Genomic DNA, 21,454 nt, shown 5'->3' with positions numbered 1-21,454 from the left:
CTTTGCAATGTGTTTTTCATAGTATTAGATTTAAGGTTAACAAAGGTTGGAGTACAGCGGTACTCCTTTTTTTATTTATAACCGTCAAGTATACAAATTCCAGAACTTATCATTACCTTTACTTCCAAATTTAAAATACGACTTTTATGGATATACGTACATTCATAACCAATTATTACGAAGCATTCTGTAAACAAGCTGAACTTCCTATCGCTTTTTGGTATTCAGACCAATTAGAAGCAGAAACAGAAAAAGTAAACGGTTGTTTCTTTAAATACATACAACAAGTCAGAGAGGGAAAAATCATCAGTCTCAATGCTGAAACAATAGGTTGTGGAGGGGGTAAATTCTATACGGGATTTACTGATATGCCAGAATATGTTCCCAGTTTCGTATCTCTGAAAGAAAAATATAAAAAAACTCCCGAAATGGTAGCCGACTTCATTAATGAGATCCAAATCCTCAAAACAAACAAAAAATTTCTTCATTTCGCACGTATCGACCAGATAAATTCTTTAGATGAAGTTGAGGGACTTTTTTTTCTGGCTACCCCGGATATACTAGCCGGACTAACAACCTGGACTTTCTTTGATACAAATACAACAGATGCTGTATGTAGTCCTTTCGGCTCAGGTTGTTGTTCTATTGTGACACAAACAATTCTCGAAAACAGAAAACAAGGAAAACGTACTTTTCTGGGATTTTTTGATCCTTCCGTACGTCCGTATTTTGAAGCAAACTTGTTAAGCTTTACCATTCCGATGTCCAGATTCAAGGAAATGTACAATACTATGCGTGAAAGTTGCCTTTTCAATACCCATGCTTGGGAAAAAATCAAAGAAAGAATAACATCCGGGCAATTACCAGTAGTTATTCAAAAAGATACTCCGGTATCATTCCCCATTCTTCCAAACATAACTTTACGCGAAGTAATGTTGAAAGATGCAGCAGCCATCTATCACGCAATAAACACCCATCGGGATTATATGCGAATATGGCTGCCTTTCGTTGACAATTTGAAATCTGTGGCAGATGAAGAAATGTTCCTCAAATCCATCCTCTCCGCCCCTGCTGAGAAATATGAACCCATATTTACCATTCGCAACGGACAAGATGAAGTATGTGGACTCATAGGATTTCATTTTTCTGATTTTGACAATCATCGCACTGAAATAGGTTATTGGTTGTTACCTGAATATCAGCATCAAGGTATCATGACCACTTGTGTACATAAGCTCTGCCAATGGGCTGTAGACGAAAAAGGAATAAAACGAATTCAAATCCGCTGTGCCATAAATAATATTGCAAGCAATCAAATTCCCCTTCGTTTAGGATTTCACCATGAAGGCACGGAACGGGCAGGAGAATTATTATCATCAGGAGAATATACGGATGTCCATGTATACAGCATTCTGGCAGAAGAAATACGAGCATCGTTCTAAGATAAATATATAAAGATAGAATTTACTAACTTTATTTGATATACGTATGAAAAAAATCTTATTACTATTCAGTCTACTTTTGATACCGACAATTATGTCGGCTCAAACAATCACTCCACAAACAGTCATTGCGACTTAATGGTATATGAAAATAAAAACGGTGGAGAAAGTCAAGTCTATTTTGATATCAGCCGTTCCATGGAATACATGTCTGAATTGTTTGATAAAAAATAATATATGGAAGAAATCATACTCAACGATCATAACAAGCAGGAGTACCCTCCTATGCACACTTGCGAACACATCATTAACCAAACCATGATTCGTTTATTCGGTTGCGGACGATCAATTTCAGCACACATTGAGCGAAAAAAAAGTAAACTGGATTACAGATTGGAAACATGTCCAACGGAAGAAGAGGTAAAGAAGTTAGAGCAAACAGTTAATGAAGTGATAGCTCAACATTTATCAATTATCACAGAGTTTATAACTCAAGAAGAAGCCAAAGGACGTTTTGATTTGGCACGATTACCCGAAGATGCCTCGAAAACCGTAAGAGTTGTGAAAGTAGGAGATTATGATGAATGTCTGTGTATTGGTATTCACGTAAACAACACTTCAGAGATTGGTACTTTTAAAATCATCAGTCATGATTGGAATGAAGAAAATAAGTGTTGGAGAATACGTTTTAAATTAGTCTAAATTTCAATCAAAATTAAATAAAAAGATAGCATTTTGTCACTAAACAGGTAAAATAGTCAGCCAACAAATGACAATTAGTCAATAAAGTCAAGTAAAACCAACTGGCATAAGATTTGCAAAGTAGTTAGTGAGCAACGGTTTAGATACCGGATGGTAAGAATTAAAAAAACGATATCTGAAGATATCAAACCGAGCTCAAAGCGAAACTGAATGTATAACTTTTAAAAAATAGGAGACTATGATTATGATGCCTGTAAGAAGATCTCAGAATTGGTTACCAAGTATCTTTAACGATTTCTTTGATAATGACTGGATGGTAAAAGCTAATGCAACTGCTCCTGCCATCAATGTATTTGAAACTGAAAAAGAATACAAAGTAGAATTAGCTGCCCCTGGTATGACAAAAGAAGATTTCAACGTTCATATCGATGAAGAAAACAACCTTGTTATCAGCATGGAAAAGAAAACGGACAACAAGGAAGATAACAAAGATGAAAAGAAAGAAGGTCGCTATCTGCGTCGTGAGTTTTCATACTCTAAATTCCAACAGACTATGATTCTTCCTGAAGATGTCGATAAGGACAAGATTTCAGCTAGTGTAGAAAACGGTGTGTTGAACATCAACCTGCCAAAATTCACCGAACAGGAAAAGGAAAGAAGTAAAAAATTCATTGACGTAAAATAAGATAATCGACAATTAATAAAATGGAAAGTAAGTAAACGAATGGAAGATTATTTATAAAATAAATGCCTGAACACTTGACATCACCTTCGTGATGTTGTATATTTGTAAGGTGAATTTATAGATACTTCAATTTTAAATTAAGATAAACGGAGAGGCATTGCTTCTCCGTTTTTTGTTTTCCCTCCAAGATAAAAGTATTGCATACAATGCTTATTTGCAATAATATATAATAATGTTTACTATTGTAAGTAACGAAATAGTAACAATACAAAATGTTATATGCGACAATTTGTGGGGACAAGGGTAGAAATGACTATTTGAGTGTATATGAAAAAGTCGATGTGTATAATAAATAATGCCGTATAATCTACAATTCAAGGATTATACGGCATCAATTATCTTACCGTTTGTTTACTTTTGAAAGAAGTCTAAACCGATAGCTTTTCATTGGATTCAGCTTTAAATGGGCATGTTTTATGTCTAAGAATTAGTTCGTCTAACCGAGAGAGGATGGCTTCTTTGGGCATGTAATCAGCACATTTAAAACAAAAGTATTTTTCTTCTTCTGTTATTCCTTCAACATTGTTTTCCACATAAACATTACCATCATTGGACTCCATCAGATATACATAATCTGTTCGATACCATTGAAAATTATGCTGTTTATAGCGAAAATTAATATTCCATCCATATAATAAAGAAGTATTGGGAATTTTTGCGGAGTCATCGACTTGGATGCCATCCGAGTTTAGTAAGAACTCATCTCTAACAGATGCATTTAAGAAAACACCTGTAGAGCTTGGGTAAATTGCTTTATGGTTAGAATAGTTTCTAATCCACGAATTACACATTCCCTTTCTGACATAATCAAGCAATCCGGTATGAGTAAGAAGATACAGTGTGTTTTTTGCAAAATCGTCCAGAGAACTTTCCGCCCATTGAGTACTACGAGAGTATCCAAGCAACAAATAATGTACGGGATAATACAAGTCAGGTGAGAGAAGATAATACATCCAAGTATTTGACTTATTATTGAATGTACGGTAATGCCACCATAAATTCTTCCAGAAATTTTCTGTAGAAAATCGGCTAAATAGCGTTTTAAGCAATTCTGTATTATGATAGCCCTCATTCATTACGCTGCTCTGATTTTCGTTTCTTACAAAGAAACGTTGTACGGTATTCCACTTGTCATCAAACATCGTCCAATCAGTTCTTCCTTCTTCATCTTGAAACAGAAAACGTATTGATCCGTGAAAGAAAGAATAATCTTCTGCTTCAATGATTCGATTTTCCCAATCTGGATTTTTATCTATTTGAAGAGCCTTAGCTATTTCTTCATTCCATCTGCGGGTTAATACGGAAGTTGCTGACTCTCCACCTTCTGTAGCATCCATTTTCTTGGATGCTAAACTATAAATTACATTGTGACTGTCAATGGAATCAAGATAGGATATGGCTTTTCTCACAGTCTCAACATCACGAATCTCCGGGCTACCTGTCCTGTCGGTTCCTGAAATTAAATTATACACGACTCGCATCCATCTGCTCAACGACTGTTGATTGGGAACACCTTCACTGAAATACTTACATACTGCAAAGAAAACGATTCTTTGCAGTTGATTGATGCCTGAAATTTCTTTTTTCTCATCTTTACTATTTTTGTTATTCCTATAAGTGGGTATGAAATCGAATCCTTTCATCCATCTTGGTGACGGAATGATACCTTGAAATGAAGAATAATTATCAAGAATGATTTCGAGTTTTTCAAAAAATGACACAGGGATAGAATCTATATAATATTTATATGGGTCAAAACCTATATATCTATCTGAGTCATCGGCATTGAAATACTCGTATGAAGGATTTTTCGATACAGATGATAAAGTCAAAATATAATCTCCATTGTCATTCTTAGCTGTAAACAACTCATTCCAAAAGAATCTATTGACAAAAGCAAAGAATATTTCATCAATTTTATGGTCTTCTGAGCGATTGTTCCAAAAAAGTTGATTCCATTCCGTGTCAATCTTGATAGGTATTCCGTTCCTGATATCAAGCAAATTTTTCCATCTCTTATTCAAGATTTCATCTTGTTCGGAATCTCTTTCTCGTTCTCGAAGATAGCCTATGAGGTCAGCCTTAAGGTTTTCAAAGGAAGTCAACTGTTTACCACGAGCATTCATTTTAACATAAAGGTCATCAGATAGTCCAAAATCTTCAAGTGGTTGTTGGTAGAAGGCTATTGCGTCAGTCTCCGTAAGACGTTCCCAATATTTTTCAAAAACATCTTTCTTTGTATGGATAAACAATTCCTCCAATCCGTCAACAATATCTTCTCCGCTCTTATCTCCAATGTCTGTTCCTTTAATCATTCGAAGCATTGAAGATATGGTAGGATCTTGATTCCATGCAGAATAATACCAAGTCGCATCCTTGATGAATTTTACAACATCCTTTTTATCGAAGCTTGTAAAATTTTCAGGATGGCAAAGGTTCTGTATAAATTCTCGGGAAGATATTCGCGTCTCGTACGAAAATCTGGCAAGGATATTAAAAGCTTCTTCATATTTGTCCGCAAACAAAGCTATATACCAATGGAGCAACCATAATGTGGTAAGACGCTGCTGGCCATCCAAAGGTTGGAGTGTATTGTTTTCAACCGAGCCATACACAAAATCCAGTTTTAGAGTTTCTCCATCTAAAGCTTGTTTTAAACTCGTAAGGAAATTCTTGCGAAGATATTCTTTTCCAGTTCTTCCTTGTGCATAATCTCGTTGTACTATGGGTATTTCTATATTGTTATTCTGTAGCAGTTGCCAAAATGTAATTTTATTTGTCGCCATGATTTTCTTTTTCTATTGTTGTAGGTTTACTTAATTGCTGTATACAATGTTTAATGTCCGCCAGATAATATTTCGCATCAGGAATCGTCCAATAATTATTTTCACTTACGGAAGGAGAATAGTATTTGAGGAAGACATTCTTGGTGCATGGTGGTACAAAAGAAGATTTGCCTTTATTGGCATCAACCATAGCAAGCCCTTCTGCTGTAATTTTAGGTATTTTCAATAATTCACCTTTATCCTTTCCTATAATTATGCGGCGTTTTGCAGAAAAAATGGCATTCCCATAGCCACGATTGGTTGAAGAATCCAATAGAGTATAGTTCCATATTTGGTTCTTTTTCTCCTGTGACCAATCGTTGATTGATGGTATTAAAGACTTTATCTCGGAATATATTGTTTCTTTTTTTTGCTCATTGGTAATAGTGAAGTACTCTTTAATTTTCTCCTGACTTTCGGCTGAAAGGCTTAGATAGATATTCGTTAGCCATTCTTTACGAGTAGCAGAGTCTCCCTCTGGATTTGTAGTATTTGAATTAATGTGTTCCACATCCCATCCTTCCAATTTGTACAAATGGAATGGGAACTTATAGAATACAGCCAATTTGTATTTGTCGTTTTCTTTTTGTGCGATATTACTATTGATAACTGTTTGTATATTATGAAATAACAAGATTGGACGGCATTTCCATTTGTCTTTACCATCCTCATCGTATTGATAACAAAGAGGTATCTTTGTCACAATCTCTCTGATTTGTTCTTTCAAATCATCTATAAATGAAGATTTTGTTGAAGATCTATCCCATTTTTCACTCAGTGTATAAGCATCACTACCTTGAGAAATCAAGAATCCTATGTAGTGATAAAGATATATGTCATCATACCATTCTTTGAATGTATTGAAATATCTCTTGACTTTTCCCCAGCAAGTATTCACATCACTATTCCTTAGTTTGAAATATTCATAGAAATAGCGAAAAACACGGTCTTTGTCATTCCCAATTTGTTTATATATTTCTTCTCCAAGATGCAATATGTTATTTTCACACATGAGATTGAATATATAATCTATTCGGGTTGGATTTTCATACCCAGGCTTATTCAAAAAGAGCCAAAATTCATCTTTTTGAAGTTGGTATTCTATGGCATCCCATTCACTTGCTATTTCTTGTTGACGTAAGGTTATTTCGCTGATACTTTTCTTTGTGAAATTATGCCGATTTAATATCATCGCCTTTATCAGCTCTGCATTTGTCAATGATATTTTACCGATATTAAGACGGGTAAATACTTTGATTGGATTTTCATCAACAGATTCATACCAAATGAAACGCACATTGTTTGCTTTGTCACGCCCATCTTCATCTATATCACAACTTATAAGTGTTTCTAATAATTTTGTATCAAAATCCCAATATTTGCCTATCCAGGATTCTACCGTTGTGTAGGCATTGGAGATATGGTAAAGATCTATTTCAGAATCATTTATCTGCGGATTTTCAAAAAAGGCCTCAACTTTGTTATTTCGTTGATATTTGAGTGAATATAACTGAGGGAAGTGCTTTTTATTTAATTCTTCTTTTAATGCACGAAGTATAAGATATATTGTAGTAAGACGCTGCTGTCCGTCTATTACCTCATACCATATACCTTCACCTAATTTTTTTTCACTTGTTTCAACATCGGACATCTTTCGTACAACTAATGGTTGTACACAATAAAACTGATAATTCTGAAGATTATTCGATTTGAAATCTTTGATATCATTCAATAAATCCTCGACTTGTTGCGATGTCCAACGATACCCGCGTTGATAATCAGGAATAAAGAAATTTAGCCCAAGTAATTCTCTGACTGACTTAAGACCAATAATATTTTCTGCCATACTACTTATTTTATTAATTTCATTGCTATCCATGCGCAGGCCTCCGCATCAGCGAGGGCATTGTGATGGTTCTCCATGTTATAGCCGCAAGCAGCAGCCGACAGATGAAGCTGATGACTGGGAATATCAAGACACCTGCGTGATGCAGCTAGGGTACAGTAAAACTCATAATCGGGATATTCCAATCCATATTCTTCAAATGCCGCTTTCAGACAACTTTCATCAAATGGTCTGTTGTGTGCTACCAACGGAAGTCCTGCTATTTTATCTTTAATTTGCACCCAGACTTCCGGAAAAATTGGTTGCCCATCGGTATCTTGACGGGTAAGCCCATGGACTTCAGTAGTCCAATATGTATAGTAATTTGGAGAAGGTTGTATCAGACTATAAAATCTGTCAACAATTTCACCTCCACGCACTATCACTACACCTATACTGCATACACTGGAACGTCTTCCGTTGGCAGTTTCAAAATCTATAGCTGCAAAATCCTGCATGATTAATCGTTTTTATACAAATTATACATATCAGAAATCCACCCTTTCATTGTTTTCCTGAGTGAAGTTGGAGAAATTACTTCTATCATTGCCCCAACATGAAGCAATCTCATAACAAAGTCATATGTCGGAGCAAGAAATAATTCAAAATCAGCATACTCGCCATTGTCCTCCAATACTCTTTGGCTATGATGAAGCGGAAGGGATTTTAAATATGGAATATGATCCCGATATGCTCGAATGACTATTCGTTCCGGCTTTAAGTCATAACTTGTTACAACCCCATAATAAGAAGAGAAATACTCTGCCGCAGAAAAATCTTTCGGCAGACAGAATTTTTCATCCGTAATTATCAATTTTTCTATGCGGTCAAGGCCGTATATCCTGATGTCATTGTATGTGACATTATGTGCCAATACATACCAGCGATTCTCGAATAATTTAACACAATATGGCTCAATTGGAAATGTATAACTTTTTGCTTTGTTGAATGCACAATAGGTTATTGTGACAACACGGTTTGCTTTCATTGCTTCAAGCAATGTTGCAAAGTGCTCACGGGCTGACGGAATCTGATTGACTATAATCCTGTCTTTCAATGAAAGATTCTCGCTAATCAGATTACTTACAGCAAATGAATCAAGCATCCATTTCTTGAGTTCATCTTCATCTATATCCTCCGGATTTTCTATATAATAAAGGTAGCCGCCAGTCCTTTGGCAAGAGATGATTATTCCAAACTGACTGAAAATGGCATCTTTCCAACGATTGAATGTGGCACGACTCAAAGGCTTGTAATCACTCAACTCTTTGTTACGTTCCCAACGGTCAGAAATATCTTCAAGTGAAATCCTACCGGCTCGCCGAATAGTGTCAATCAGCCATGTGTATTTTTGCAGTTGAATCATAGTTACATTGTTAATTGCTGCAAAGTTACGAAAAACTTGTCGCATTGAGCGATACAGCACAATCTGTTTTCGTCATGAACTTTTAGTTCGGATAGGTTGACTGCCTTATTACATAGCCTTAAAATTGAAAACCGGTCGAATAATAGTCTCAACAGTAACGGTTTCTCTTATATTATCAATGATTGCTTCAGCAGGCTTATAAACCATAGGTGCTTCATCCCGAGTAAATTCATTTATGGATTCGGAGTAAATCCCATTCATAGAGGATTCAAAATCTTCCATGGTAATTTGTTCGTATGCCTGACTGCGGCTAAGTATTCTACCTGCACCATGTGGAGCAGAACAGTTCCAATCGGTATTGCCCTTTCCTGTACATAACAAAGATCCGTCACGCATATTGAGCGGAATAATGCACCGTTCTCCTTTTGCAGCAGAAATTGCACCTTTGCGAATCATATTGTCATCTGATATATAATTGTGGACTGATTCAAATTCATTCTTTATCTTGACTTCCTTAAAGAATTTGAGTAAAAGAATGGAAATCAATTTGCGGTTCAATACTGCCCATTGCTGACAGATGCGCATATCGTGCAAATAGTGTTCTCGAGCTTCACCTTCCACATAACAAAGTTCAGCGGGAAGAGCAGGTTCGATGTGTTGTTGTTCTTTACGCATTTTCTTTATGATATCCTGAAGCTCATTTCTTCTACCGACAGCCTTGTATTCTTCAATTATTTCTCTGATGCGTAATTCCAAATCATCGGATCCGTCTGTCAGATGTTTTACAGCTTTCTCCTGATAAATGTTCGCCACCTGCAAGCCAAGATTTCGTGACCCGGTGTGAATCACGAGGTAGACATTTCCAATATCATCTTTGTCCAACTCAATAAAATGATTACCACCACCGAGCGTCCCGATAGACTTTTGAATACGGCCAGTATCTTTCAATTCACGATAACAATAAAGTCCTTTTATCAGTTCTTTGGCTTCACGGTATACTTCCATTTCCTCTCCAATAAGCGGTTTGAAGCCGAACTTATCTTCCCGGGCAATTTTCCCGGAAGGAACACTTGCCCGAATATATTCATGGAATGCGTGATAATCAATATCATTGACATCCCCAAGGTTTAATACTCTCATGCCGCAGCCTATATCAACTCCTACTATATTAGGAATCACTTTTTCGCCAAGATCTCCGGTAAAACCGATTACACAACTGGCACCGGCATGTACGTCAGGCATAATCCTGATCTTTTTGTCTGCAAAGACATTTATAGATAAAAGCTGCTTGATTTGCCCTATGGCATTTTCATCAATCATATCCGTGAAAATTTTCACATTATGTCCTTCTATTGTCTTCATATCTACTCTGTTTTGATAATATAGGTACAAAAGTACTAACTGCCTTGTATCATATTGCGATACAAGGCTGATAATTTGTTGGATTGCATTATTATTTGCTGTTTTATATCAGTTGTATCAAAAAAATGAGACACCAATGCAGTAATTTTGTATATTGAATTATTCATGCTCTAAAATAACGGGATTGATTATGACAAAACAATATCAAAAAATGGTGTTTAGGTCGAAAGAAAAGCGGCATCATATAAAGCTTATCAAGAATAAGTTTTTTGGCAATGACAAAGGCTACGGATATTTTGGAAAGGATAAAAAACGATATAGTTTTGTTTTAGAAGATGGGGTTAACAATCTATATGAACCTATTCGGAACGAAGTTTTAAAATACTTTGAAGAAAATGTTATTGAATGGTGGGGAGACAATCCCGATTATCCTACAGGGCATACAGTGTCTTCCCAGATAGCCTGTTTGAACCATTTGATGTTCTTACGACAAAAGCCTACGGAAGTATTGTCACTGATTAATGGATTGGGACAGATTGAGTTTACAAAAGTCCTTCCCGTACCATGCGATGCGGACATATCATATATTGCTTTTGAGGTTATAAGTGATAATTCCTATCTTAATGAACCGGAACACATTAGAGGCTCGTATTGCACTTCTATTGACGCTTTGATATATGCAGAGGATATAAATAATAAGAAATGGATTATTCCTATTGAGTGGAAATATACAGAGGCATACGGTGATTCCTCAGAAGATGACAAGTCGCTTGAAGATTACAAATGGCGCAAGGGAGAACATGGAAAGGGAAAAGAACGCATGAGGCGATATAATGGACTTATTACTAAATCGCAGCAATTGAAATCTTTGAAGAATTATGAAAGTTCAGCATACTACTTTGAACCGTTCTATCAACTTATGCGTCAAACCCTATGGGCAGAACAAATGATAAAAAATAAAGCAACGGAAAGAATTAAAGCAGATCACTATCTACATATTCATGTGATTCCCAAAAACAATGTGGATTTACTGCAAAAAACATATAAGTTTTCCAATCAAAACATGGAGGTGACATGGCGTAGTATGCTAAACGAGCAATCAAAGTATATCATAATTGATCCGCAAGAGTTGATAAGTCCGATAAAAAGCAGATTTCCGGAATTATATAATTATTTGAAAACACGTTACTATGGCGAATAAAATTCTACATATCTCAGATACACACGGTTGTCATCATAGGCTCTGTGATTTACCTGATGCAGATATATTGGTACATTCGGGAGATTTTACCATGAACGGCAGCGAGCAGGAGACAATTGATTTTTTGAATTGGTTTTGCGACCTTGATTATCAGCACAAGATATTTATTTGCGGTAATCATGATAATTGTTTGTATGGAGCAAATATAGATGGGCTTGATATCAATGTACATTATTTATGCAACTCAGGCATAGAGCTGAACGGTATTTACTTTTATGGCGTTCCAATGTTTATGGAGGATTGTATTACAGAACGTCAAAATCGGAATTATGAACAAATACCGGTTGATACGGATGTGCTGATAACACATACTCCTGCATATGGTATCCTCGACTATGACGACAATATTCATTATGGTTCGGAAGAACTTTTCTCTCGTATATCAGCTGTAAATCCTCGTTTGCATCTTTTCGGTCATATACATTCCCAAAACGGAATAGTAAAAAGGAATTCCACAACATTTTCCAATGGAGCTATCATGAATGCCGATTATACTAACCTGAATAGTCCTAACCTTATAGAAATAAACGATTAATCAACAACAAACCGAGTGCGACCAAACTTGTTCAGATCGCCGAGGTGCGAAAGAGAAAAGCGAAGATAACCCGAGCGCAGAACCAAGTTTCAACTTTATATTTATTGTTTTTATATCCTGTATCATCAAATGATACATCATAAACATATCTTTGTACCGAAATACTAAAAGAGGTAATACAAATGAAAGAGCATTTCGATATCAAGGAAACAGAGTTTTGTGAAGTATCGCAAAAAGAAATAGTAGAAAAGGTTCGTGTTAAGAATATACTTGAAGCATTCGAGTATATAGTTGATTTGGCTAAAGATTCCAATCTTACTTCTGATTTTTACCATGAGGCATCAACTTATATAAGGTATGCTTCGCAGAAGTTGAAGTTGTCCCCATTACAAACCGTTTTATTGGCTTTATTTGTAGACCGAAGCGAAGATAACTCTATTCGCATGTCGGAGATTGCATCATATATAGGATGCCGTACCACAAAAATGTTAAGGCTCTCATCCGAAATTGATGCGCTTGAAGAAAAACATTATTTACGCGCTTCCCGTTCTCGTAACTGCCTTTCTTATCGTGTTCCGGTAGAAGTCCTCAAAACTTTGAGAAAGAACCAACCATACATTTATGTCACGGAGCCTATAACAGACCTTCAATCATTTTTTGACAGATTCAATGATTTGATGGAGGAAATGAATGATGATGAAATAACACATGAAACACTTCTTGCCCAGACTAATGACAACCTTTCAGAGATAAAGAGCACTTATTTTGCACGCGCACTAAAAGGATTTAATCTTGGAGAGGAAGATTGTCTGTTATTCATTTTCATGGCTCACCTTTTTATAGAAAATGATGACGACCGTATAGGATTTCACGATATAGACAATCTGTACGATAATGATAAAATTCCCAATTGGTGTAAAAGTGAACTTCGCAGTCGTACTTCAGAACTTTTTGAATATAATCTGATTGAAAATGTAAATGAGGATGGAATGGCTCGTTCCGATTGTTTCAAACTGACCGAATATGCTAAAACCGAGTTGTTTTCAGAATTAAATCTGACTTTGAAATCCAAATCGGATTATAACTTGATAAAATCGGATGCTTTTCCGGAAAAGACACTCATTTATAATACCGCAGAACAAAATCAGGTAAATGAACTTTCATCAATACTTTCTGCCGACCGTTTCAATGAAGTTCAGAACAGGCTGCAGACAGCCGGAATGAGAACTGGTTTCTGTAGTCTATTTTATGGTTCGCCCGGAACCGGCAAGACCGAAACCGTATATCAGATAGCCCGTGCCACCGGACGGGACATTCTTCGAGTGGATGTGGATAAAATTAAAAGTTGCTGGGTTGGCGAAAGCGAACAGAACATGAAAAAACTGTTCGACCGTTACCGCAACATCTGCAAGGATTCCACACTTGCCCCGATTCTACTTTTTAATGAAGCGGATGCAGTACTTGGTGTACGAATGGAAGGAGCGACTCGTGCTGTGGATAAAATGGAAAACTCCATACAGAATATCATTCTTCAGGAAATGGAAAGTTTAGAAGGTATCATGATTGCTACAACCAACCTTACTTCCAATCTGGACAAGGCATTCGAGCGCCGTTTTCTCTACAAGATACAATTCAATCGTCCAACTGTGGAAGCGCGAATCAAAATCTGGCAAGCCATGTTGCCGTTATTGACAGAAAAGGAAGCCCACACCATTGCTTCACAATTCGACCTTTCAGGCGGAGAGATTGAAAATATCATCCGTAAATACACGATCAATGCCATTTTGTCGGGAAAAGAAGGTGTTGATATTCCATCAATTATTGAAATATGCCGTAATGAACGTATTACCAATTCAACTCGGGCAAAAATTGGATTCCAACTTTAAAAGGTATGGACAATAATGTCTTAGAACCTGACGATATTCTCTGTATGCTACTTGTTTCTGTAAAATGTAAGGGCAATAATTATAAGTATCAACGCAATCAAGATTGAATGTATGATTATTATCTCCGTCAGTATTCCGGAATGGAACAATTTCATATTGGCGAAAATAACAATCGCAAAGAATGTCGAGAGAAGTATCAGTAAAGCCACCATGCACCAAAAAGTTATCGGAGTAAGGGATATGCGACTCGCATTTCTACGAATGTCATTCTCCATCCTCTCTCGCTCTTTGCGGATTTTCACGACGGCATTATCGACTATGCAGTGCAACTCATCCTATAATGTTTTCTTGTCTTCATCTGCCAGTCTGATAGGCAGGACAGTTTTCAAAAGTTCAAGCAGGTTAAGCATGGTTTCTGAAAGCATACCGGATTTCTCGACAAGCTTGCATAGGGTATTGTAAGCCCTGCCGATTTCCGGTTTAAGGTCACGGAACTCCTTTGCCAACGCGTTGTTACGTTGTTCAAGCCGCCTGCGGCGCAATTCCTCGCTGTTACTGTTTCCGTTTTGCGGAGTAACATCCGGCTGTGCTATATCGTTGATGTAATCGAATTTCTTATTTGTTATGGATTGACTGTCTATCTTCTGATTGATAATTTCGGTTTCTTCCCAAGTTTCCTGACGGCGGCATGTGCGCACCTCCGGGCGCGTTCCATTTCATCCTCGTCCCCCTTCTGTCCCCACGGCAGGTCGTTGGAAGTGCCTCCATCTCCTCCCGATGGGACGGTAGGAACATCCATCATCCCGACAAACAGAGCCACGGCATAGTTGGTCAGTTCTTTATGATTCGCCGTTTCCCGATAGTCGAACTCGTCATCAACGTGCAGGTGGGGTATGCCGCTGTCTGATTCAAGATGCAGCCACACGCTGTAAATACTTCCTGCAAAGTTTGTCTTGTGGGAATAAACCTCACCGTGCTTGTCCTTGAACTCCATGCTGTCGTACTCTCTGACAAAGTCGTCCCACAACTGTTCCCAATCCCTCATGGTGAAGTTTTCCGTGTGTTCCTTTGCCGGGCTGACTTCTATGCGGATTACATTCTTGCCTTTCGGGGCACGAGCTTTCATCATGTCCCACACACCCTGCGCGTCAAGCCGGCACGGGAGCAGGTTGTCCTTGACGTGGTAGATGAGTTCGGGATGTTTCTTGTTCCTTGACTCTCCCGTGATGTAACGGATGTCGTTTATGCCATAGCTGATGGATTTTGCCTTGCCTATCATGGTTCATCCTCCGTTTGTTCTTGTATTTCGGGATTTTCCGGTACACGGTTCGGGGCGAAACAGCGGTCAATAATCCTTGTTATCGCTTCCGCCGTCCTGCCGAGCAGTTGCAACGCCCCGATCATCCTTTCATAATAAACATATATACAATAATATATATTCTTATATATGGAGATATTATACTTTTATTTCTCTTTGGCTATAGGTATTTATTCTTTTCCCTCTATTCTTATCTGTTTGAAATGACGCACGCTTGCAGGGCAAACGACACAAGTTTACTCCCCAAATGCCACACCTTAACGGACAAAACACCTGTGGTTTGCGATGAAAACGCCTGTGGTTTCGGCAATTATCCTTGATGTTTACGAAGCTAAAGTACATGGTTACGGATACAATGTTCAACATTAGCAAATGGTGCATTCAGAGTGAGCGAACCGGATGTCATTGGAATAAAAACGGGGAACTTGAGTCCCCCGTCCGTTAAACTTGCATAAATCTGCTATTGACAAAAAAGAAGATTTTCAAAGGAAAACAACTTAATCTTCCTTTTTCCCTTTCAGGAAACGGTCTGTCAACCATTTACGTACCGGCTCGTCGTAGAGTTTCAAGCAGAGATAAGCCAACACGAATGCACCTACGAAAGTCAATATCATATAAGGAATACCTTCCACCATCGTTGCATTATTGTTACATACCCACGCAGTATAAGTATATACCAACGGATAATGAGTGATATATACCGGATAGGATATATCTCCCAGAAATTTACACACAGCAGTAGAACGCTTGCCCGTAACCTTACCTCCCGCTCCCATTGAAACAATAACCGGAAAGATAAAAAGAATGCAGATTGCTTCATAAAGCCCATTCATCCAAAACCCCTCTTCACCACCGATACGGGGAATAGAAAGAACCACAACAATCATCAGACTGCACCACCAGAAAGCGCGTTTCTCCGTACGAATTAACCATCCCAAACGAGATAAGAGCAATCCACCGAAAAAAGGATACATCAACCGAACCATCCCTACATATTGTTGCTCCCAGTTCAAAGCCCATCCTCCTACAATATCGCCTGCCGGAGCAGTCAGGCAAAGATGCACCGTAAAGCAACCGGCAACAAATACCAAGATAGACAAAGCTAGTTTATTGAACTTACGGATAAACAACCCATATAGAATATTACCGATATACTCATAGTAGAGCGACCATGCCGGACCATTGAGCGGATGCATTTCCGTCCAGCCACGTACATCCCATTTCAACGGAAGAGGCAATAACGTGCAGCCCAGTAGCATAATCAGCAACACTGTGCCAACAGGAGTATTCTCAATAGCCGGAAAACAGGATGACTTTTGAAAATAGAAAAAAGCCGCCCCTACGATACTGCCTATAATCACCATCGGTTGCAGGCGGATAATACGCCGTTTAAAGAAAGTCCCTACCGACATCCGGTTCCAACGGTCATCATAAGCATAACCGATAACGAAGCCCGAAAGCATAAAAAAGAAATCGACTGCCAAGTATCCGTGATTGATAAACTGTTCCAAGTGATTGCCGCCCGAGTGTGCTTCTAAAAGGTGAAAAGCAACAACCATTACAGCAGCTACGCCACGAAGCCCGTCGAGTATCTCATAATGCGGTTTCGAAGGAAGATAAGAGTTCTGTGTATTCATTGAGGTATAAGATGTTCATAAATTTGCCCGTAAAGATAATAAAAAACGATAAGGTAATAAGATAGTAATATGATAAATAAACAATAGTGGAAAAGTAAATTTGAGCAAAACTAAACATTATCGTGGTTTTAAGATGCCTCATGTACAAAAAACAGTCTGTTTTTCTGGAAAATGTCATAAACAGAACATTTAATAATGCATATAAACCTTTTCTATATACGAGATGCTGACTAATTTTGTCCAAAAACTAAATATACTATAGATTATGAAACGAATTTATTGGATTTTAGCAAGCATTTCCCTGTACTCGCTCATATCTTGTACCAACGGTAGAAAAGATGCGAAAGAATGCCAGACAGTAAAAATAGATACAATTATTTTCGCCGGAGGGCAAACCCACCTGCAATATCCCGGAAAGGTAAAAGCGGCGCAGGACATCAGTCTCGCATTCAGGGTAAGTGGAACAATACAGAAAATACACGTGAAAGATGGCGCCCGCGTACAAGCCGGCCAGTTACTTGCCGAACTGGACCCAACGGACTACCAAGTACAACTGGATGCCACCGAAGCCGAATACAAGCAAGTTAAAGCGGAAGCGGAACGCGTAATGGCATTGTACAAAGATAACGGAACCACTCCCAGTACCAACGACAAGGCTGTATATGGACTGAAACAAATCACTGCCAAATACCAGCATCACAAAGACCAGTTATACTACACCCGCCTTTATGCACCCTTCAACGGCTATATACAGAAACGTCTATTCGAGACACACGAAACGATAGGCGCCGGAATGCCTGTCCTGTCCATGATTAGCAGCAGTACCCCGGAAATTGAGATAAACCTTCCGGCAGCCGAATATATCCGGCGAGAACAGTTCAACCAATATCATTGTACATTCGACATTTATCCGGGAAAGACTTACCGGCTGACCCCAATCAGTATCACTCCCAAAGCCAACGCAAATCAATTGTATACCATGCGTCTGCAACTGATTGCGGATGACCGGCCCATTCCCTCTCCGGGTATGAATACAATGGTCACCATTCATTACGACAATAACAGTCCACACTGTTTGTCCGTACCCGGCAGTGCCATATTACATAAAGACGGAAAGACCTGTGTCTTTGTTTACAACCCCTCCAACAACAAAGTAAACAACCGTGAAGTGAGCGTTGTACGCCTGCTGAGCAACGGACGCAGTATCATTACCTCCGATGAGCTGAAACCCGGAGAATTGGTGGTATCCGCAGGAATACATCACATAAAAGACGGAGAAACCGTAAAACCCCTACCCAACACCAGTAAAACAAATATCGGAGGACTGCTGTAACATGGAATTACATCTTAAAAAATCAGTAATATGGATATAAGTAAATGGGCATTCAAGAACCGTAACCTGGTTTATTTCCTGGTGTCTGTATTGCTTGTCGGCGGAGTTCTTTCTTGCTATCAGATGAGCAAATTGGAAGATCCGGAAATAAAGGTGAAGCTCGCTATGGTGGTAACCACCTATCCGGGAGCCTCTGCCCACCAGGTAGAATTGGAAGTGACGGATGTACTGGAAAAGAGCATCCGCAGCATGGGAAATATAGACAATGTGGAAAGCTACTCATACAATGACCTTTCCCTGATACAAATAGAGCTGACTACTACCACCCAGGATGAAGAAGTGGAGCAATGCTGGGACATGTTGCGCCGCAAGGTAAACGATGCCTGCACCCTCTTACCCGACGGGGCAAGCACACCGATTGTCAAGGATGATTTCGGCAACGTGTACGGCATGTTCTATGCTTTGACGGGTGACGGGCTGTCCGACCGCGAACTGTCTGACTACGCCGAACTCATCAAACGTGAAATCAGCGATATGGAAGGTGTAGACCGGGTGGAGTTGTACGGCAAACGCCCCGAATGCATCAATATTTCCCTGTTGCAAGACCGCATGGCAAACCTCGGTGTGAAGCCAGCCGAAGTCCTCGCCACTATGAACGGACAAAACAAAACCACATACAGCGGTTACTACGATAACGGAGATAACCGTATCCGCGTGACCGTCAGTGATAAGTTCAGGACGGTAGAAGACATAGGCAACATGCTGATACAAGGGCATGACAACGACCAGCTCCGCATGCGCGACATCGCCCGAATAGAGAAAGGATACGAAAAGCCTACCCGCAACGAACTGTTCTTTGACAGCGAGCGGGCACAGGGAATCCTTATCGCAGCATCCAGTGGTTCGGACATCGTGAAAGTAGGCGTCGCCGTAGAAAAGAAATTGGCACAGTTGAAAGAAAGTAGTCTGCCCGCAGGTGTAGAATACCACAAAGTATTCTATCAACCGGAACGTGTAGGGGCATCTTTAGGTACTTTCGTCATCAATTTGTTGGAGTCTGTCATCATTGTCGTAGTGATCCTGATGCTGGCAATGGGGTTCAAGAGCGGAGTCATTATCGGAGTCAGCCTGATTGTCACCGTCTTCGGCTCGTTCCTGTTCCTGCAAACGGCAGGCGGAACCATGCAACGCGTATCATTGGCCGCATTCGTACTGGCAATGGGTATGCTGGTAGATAATGCCATTGTTATTATAGACGGCATATTGGTAGACCTGAAAGCCGGCAAAAACCGTATGGAAGCAATGACAGCTATCGGCCGCCAGACAGCGATGCCCCTACTGGGCGCTACACTGATAGCTATTATCGCCTTCCTGCCTATATTTATGTCACCGGATACGGCAGGTGTCTACACCCGCGATCTGTTCATCGTACTGGCAGTCTCTTTGCTGTTGAGCTGGGTGTTGGCATTGGTGCACGTGCCACTAATGGCAAACAGCAGGTTACATCCCACCGTCGAAACCAGCGCCACCGGAAAACGTGAATACAAAGGACATACATACGCCCTATTACGTACCGCCCTACACTTCGGACTGGCACACCGCTGGAGTTTCGTACTGGCAATGGTCGTCCTGTTGGGACTTTCCATTTTCGGCTACGGATATATGCGGCAAGGCTTCTTCCCCGATATGGTGTACGACCAGCTCTATATGGAGTACAAACTGTCCGAAGGCAGTAATTCCACGCGAGTGGCGCAGGATTTAAAAGAAATAGAGGATTATCTGAGAACCCGCAAGGAAATCACCCACATCACCACTTCAATCGGCGGTACACCGGGGCGGTATAATCTGGTACGCAGCATTGCCAACCCCTCTCTCTCCTACGGCGAACTGATTATAGACTTTATTTCCCCGAAGGACCTGGTAAAGAATATGGATGAGATACAAAATTATCTGACAGAACGCTATCCCAATGCTTACATCAAATTGAAACGCTATAACCTGATGTTCAAGAAGTATCCTATCGAGGTACAATTCATGGGACCGGATCCTGCCGTACTACACCAGTTGGCCGACAGCGTACAAAGTATTATGGAGAATACCCCTGAAGTCTGCCTCATCACTACCGACTGGGAACCGCAGATACCCGTACTTTCCATAGAATACGACCAAGCCGCCGCCCGCGCGCTGGGCCTGAGCCGCAACGATGTAAGCATGTCCCTGCTCTCTGTCAACGGTGGCATACCCATCGGTTCTTTTTACGAGGGCATACATCGCGACAATATCTATCTGAAATGTCTGGACGAGAAAGGGCAACCGATAGAAGATCTCGGTAACACACAGGTATTCTCATCACTTCCTTCGTTGAACGGATTGTTGAATGAGGAAACCATGGTAAAGTTGAAAGCCGGTACCTTGAGTAAGGAAGAACTGGTGGAAAGCCTGATGGGAAGTACCCCACTGAAACAAATCAGCAAAAGCATCGATATCCGTTGGGAGGATCCCGTAGTGCCACGTTACAACGGGCAACGTAGCCAACGTATACAGTGTTCTCCCGCTCCCGGCATAGAAACCGAGAAAGCACGGCAGACCATTGCCCGAAAAGTAGAGCAGATAGAACTACCCGACGGTTATACCCTGCATTGGCAAGGAGAAAAAAATGCGAGCGACCAGTCCATGAAATACCTGTTCAAGAATTTTCCACTAGCCATTATCCTGATGATTGCCATTCTGATTATGTTGTTCAAGGACTACCGTAAACCAGCCATCATTTTCTGTTGTCTTCCCATGATTCTTGTAGGAGTAGTGGCAGTGATGCTGCTTACAGGCAAGACGTTCAACTTTGTAGCAATTGTAGGTACACTGGGACTGATAGGTATGCTTATCAAGAATGGCATTGTGTTAATGGATGAAATCACCCTGCAACTCAATCAGGGAATAGAACCGATTACAGCATTAGTTGACAGTGCCCAGAGCCGACTACGTCCAGTTACTATGGCAGCGTTAACCACTATTCTAGGTATGATACCGTTACTACCTGATGCCATGTTCGGTTCATTGGCAGCTTCCATTATGGGTGGCCTGACATTCGGCACATTGATAACTCTCCTCTTTATTCCTATCCTGTATGCATTATTCTTTCACATAAAAAACGAATAAC

16 protein-coding genes are annotated in these 21,454 nt (G+C 39.6%); 8 read left to right on the top strand and 8 right to left on the bottom strand.

What is annotated here, in order from left to right; all coding sequences use genetic code 11:
* The first annotated feature begins 146 nt into the window (after window positions 1–146).
* The 3 genes from DXC10_RS10420 to DXC10_RS10410 all read left to right on the top strand — a co-directional run bounded on the left by DXC10_RS10420 (window position 147) and on the right by DXC10_RS10410 (window position 2,829).
* Window positions 147–1,442 (top strand): GNAT family N-acetyltransferase, encoded by a 1,296-nt coding sequence (locus DXC10_RS10420; RefSeq protein WP_117737840.1) that lies wholly within the window; start codon window positions 147–149, stop codon window positions 1,440–1,442.
* A 237-nt stretch (window positions 1,443–1,679) separates the two neighbouring features.
* Window positions 1,680–2,144, top strand: coding sequence for a hypothetical protein (locus DXC10_RS10415; RefSeq protein ID WP_101542920.1), 465 nt, complete (start codon window positions 1,680–1,682; stop codon window positions 2,142–2,144).
* Between the two features lie 244 nt (window positions 2,145–2,388).
* A complete protein-coding gene (locus DXC10_RS10410) occupies window positions 2,389–2,829 on the top strand; it encodes an Hsp20/alpha crystallin family protein (protein WP_101543006.1) in 441 nt (146 codons plus the stop codon).
* A 428-nt stretch (window positions 2,830–3,257) separates the two neighbouring features.
* Here the strand turns inward: DXC10_RS10410 and DXC10_RS10405 are convergent, their stop codons facing one another.
* The 5 genes from DXC10_RS10405 to DXC10_RS10385 all read right to left on the bottom strand — a co-directional run bounded on the left by DXC10_RS10405 (window position 3,258) and on the right by DXC10_RS10385 (window position 10,327).
* Window positions 3,258–5,675 (bottom strand): DUF262 domain-containing protein, encoded by a 2,418-nt coding sequence (locus tag DXC10_RS10405; RefSeq protein ID WP_117737839.1) that lies wholly within the window; start codon window positions 5,673–5,675, stop codon window positions 3,258–3,260.
* Complete coding sequence (locus tag DXC10_RS10400) at window positions 5,662–7,560, bottom strand: DUF262 domain-containing protein (protein ID WP_117737838.1); 1,899 nt, start codon at window positions 7,558–7,560, stop codon at window positions 5,662–5,664. The genes DXC10_RS10405 and DXC10_RS10400 overlap by 14 nt, the downstream gene beginning before the upstream one ends.
* Window positions 7,561–7,565: 5 nt before the next feature.
* Entirely contained in the window at window positions 7,566–8,057 is a 492-nt protein-coding gene (locus DXC10_RS10395; protein ID WP_117737837.1) for a 3'-5' exonuclease, read from the bottom strand.
* A 2-nt stretch (window positions 8,058–8,059) separates the two neighbouring features.
* Window positions 8,060–8,965, bottom strand: coding sequence for a YafY family protein (locus tag DXC10_RS10390; RefSeq protein ID WP_117737836.1), 906 nt, complete (start codon window positions 8,963–8,965; stop codon window positions 8,060–8,062).
* A 108-nt stretch (window positions 8,966–9,073) separates the two neighbouring features.
* Window positions 9,074–10,327: an RtcB family protein gene (locus DXC10_RS10385; protein WP_117737835.1), complete on the bottom strand. Its 1,254-nt coding sequence runs from the start codon at window positions 10,325–10,327 to the stop codon at window positions 9,074–9,076.
* Window positions 10,328–10,517: 190 nt separating this feature from the next.
* Between DXC10_RS10385 and DXC10_RS10380 the strand changes: the two genes are divergently transcribed.
* From DXC10_RS10380 to DXC10_RS10370, 3 genes are all read left to right on the top strand, one after another.
* Window positions 10,518–11,528, top strand: a complete 1,011-nt coding sequence (locus tag DXC10_RS10380; protein ID WP_147331304.1) for a hypothetical protein — start codon at window positions 10,518–10,520, stop codon at window positions 11,526–11,528.
* Window positions 11,518–12,123 carry a metallophosphatase domain-containing protein gene (locus DXC10_RS10375; RefSeq protein ID WP_117737833.1) on the top strand — a complete coding sequence of 202 codons (606 nt, stop codon included), beginning with the start codon at window positions 11,518–11,520 and terminating at the stop codon, window positions 12,121–12,123. The genes DXC10_RS10380 and DXC10_RS10375 overlap by 11 nt, the downstream gene beginning before the upstream one ends.
* Before the next feature lie 182 nt (window positions 12,124–12,305).
* Entirely contained in the window at window positions 12,306–14,009 is a 1,704-nt protein-coding gene (locus tag DXC10_RS10370; protein ID WP_117737832.1) for an AAA family ATPase, read from the top strand.
* 335 nt (window positions 14,010–14,344) lie between these two features.
* On the opposite strand, the gene DXC10_RS16240 is transcribed toward DXC10_RS10370, so the two are convergent.
* From DXC10_RS16240 to DXC10_RS10360, 3 genes are all read right to left on the bottom strand, one after another.
* Window positions 14,345–14,707 carry a hypothetical protein gene (locus DXC10_RS16240; RefSeq protein ID WP_147331303.1) on the bottom strand — a complete coding sequence of 121 codons (363 nt, stop codon included), beginning with the start codon at window positions 14,705–14,707 and terminating at the stop codon, window positions 14,345–14,347.
* Complete coding sequence (locus DXC10_RS10365; protein ID WP_117737831.1) at window positions 14,647–15,288, bottom strand: hypothetical protein; 642 nt, start codon at window positions 15,286–15,288, stop codon at window positions 14,647–14,649. Before DXC10_RS10365 ends, DXC10_RS16240 begins: the two co-directional genes overlap by 61 nt.
* Before the next feature lie 536 nt (window positions 15,289–15,824).
* Window positions 15,825–16,964 carry an acyltransferase gene (locus DXC10_RS10360; protein WP_117737830.1) on the bottom strand — a complete coding sequence of 380 codons (1,140 nt, stop codon included), beginning with the start codon at window positions 16,962–16,964 and terminating at the stop codon, window positions 15,825–15,827.
* Window positions 16,965–17,229: 265 nt separating this feature from the next.
* Between DXC10_RS10360 and DXC10_RS10355 the strand changes: the two genes are divergently transcribed.
* On the top strand, window positions 17,230–18,297 hold the full coding sequence (locus tag DXC10_RS10355; protein WP_101542922.1) for an efflux RND transporter periplasmic adaptor subunit: 1,068 nt from the start codon (window positions 17,230–17,232) through the stop codon (window positions 18,295–18,297).
* A gap of 30 nt (window positions 18,298–18,327) precedes the next feature.
* Window positions 18,328–21,453 carry an efflux RND transporter permease subunit gene (locus tag DXC10_RS10350; protein ID WP_117737829.1) on the top strand — a complete coding sequence of 1,042 codons (3,126 nt, stop codon included), beginning with the start codon at window positions 18,328–18,330 and terminating at the stop codon, window positions 21,451–21,453.
* The last annotated feature ends 1 nt before the right edge of the window (window position 21,454 follow it).

This window comes from Bacteroides sp. OM08-11 (assembly GCF_003438665.1).
In the GTDB taxonomy this organism is placed as follows: Bacteria; Bacteroidota; Bacteroidia; order Bacteroidales; family Bacteroidaceae; genus Bacteroides; species Bacteroides cutis.
This window is presented reverse-complemented; position numbering and strand designations above follow the sequence as displayed.

Coding starts and splice junctions, on each gene's coding strand:
- DXC10_RS10420 (WP_117737840.1), top strand. CDS start 147: ATGGATATACGTACATTCATAACCAATTATTACGAAGCATTCTGTAAA.
- DXC10_RS10415 (WP_101542920.1), top strand. CDS start 1,680: ATGGAAGAAATCATACTCAACGATCATAACAAGCAGGAGTACCCTCCT.
- DXC10_RS10410 (WP_101543006.1), top strand. CDS start 2,389: ATGATGCCTGTAAGAAGATCTCAGAATTGGTTACCAAGTATCTTTAAC.
- DXC10_RS10405 (WP_117737839.1), bottom strand. CDS start 5,675: ATGGCGACAAATAAAATTACATTTTGGCAACTGCTACAGAATAACAAT.
- DXC10_RS10400 (WP_117737838.1), bottom strand. CDS start 7,560: ATGGCAGAAAATATTATTGGTCTTAAGTCAGTCAGAGAATTACTTGGG.
- DXC10_RS10395 (WP_117737837.1), bottom strand. CDS start 8,057: ATGCAGGATTTTGCAGCTATAGATTTTGAAACTGCCAACGGAAGACGT.
- DXC10_RS10390 (WP_117737836.1), bottom strand. CDS start 8,965: ATGATTCAACTGCAAAAATACACATGGCTGATTGACACTATTCGGCGA.
- DXC10_RS10385 (WP_117737835.1), bottom strand. CDS start 10,327: ATGAAGACAATAGAAGGACATAATGTGAAAATTTTCACGGATATGATT.
- DXC10_RS10380 (WP_147331304.1), top strand. CDS start 10,518: ATGACAAAACAATATCAAAAAATGGTGTTTAGGTCGAAAGAAAAGCGG.
- DXC10_RS10375 (WP_117737833.1), top strand. CDS start 11,518: ATGGCGAATAAAATTCTACATATCTCAGATACACACGGTTGTCATCAT.
- DXC10_RS10370 (WP_117737832.1), top strand. CDS start 12,306: ATGAAAGAGCATTTCGATATCAAGGAAACAGAGTTTTGTGAAGTATCG.
- DXC10_RS10365 (WP_117737831.1), bottom strand. CDS start 15,288: ATGATAGGCAAGGCAAAATCCATCAGCTATGGCATAAACGACATCCGT.
- DXC10_RS10360 (WP_117737830.1), bottom strand. CDS start 16,964: ATGAATACACAGAACTCTTATCTTCCTTCGAAACCGCATTATGAGATA.
- DXC10_RS10355 (WP_101542922.1), top strand. CDS start 17,230: ATGAAACGAATTTATTGGATTTTAGCAAGCATTTCCCTGTACTCGCTC.
- DXC10_RS10350 (WP_117737829.1), top strand. CDS start 18,328: ATGGATATAAGTAAATGGGCATTCAAGAACCGTAACCTGGTTTATTTC.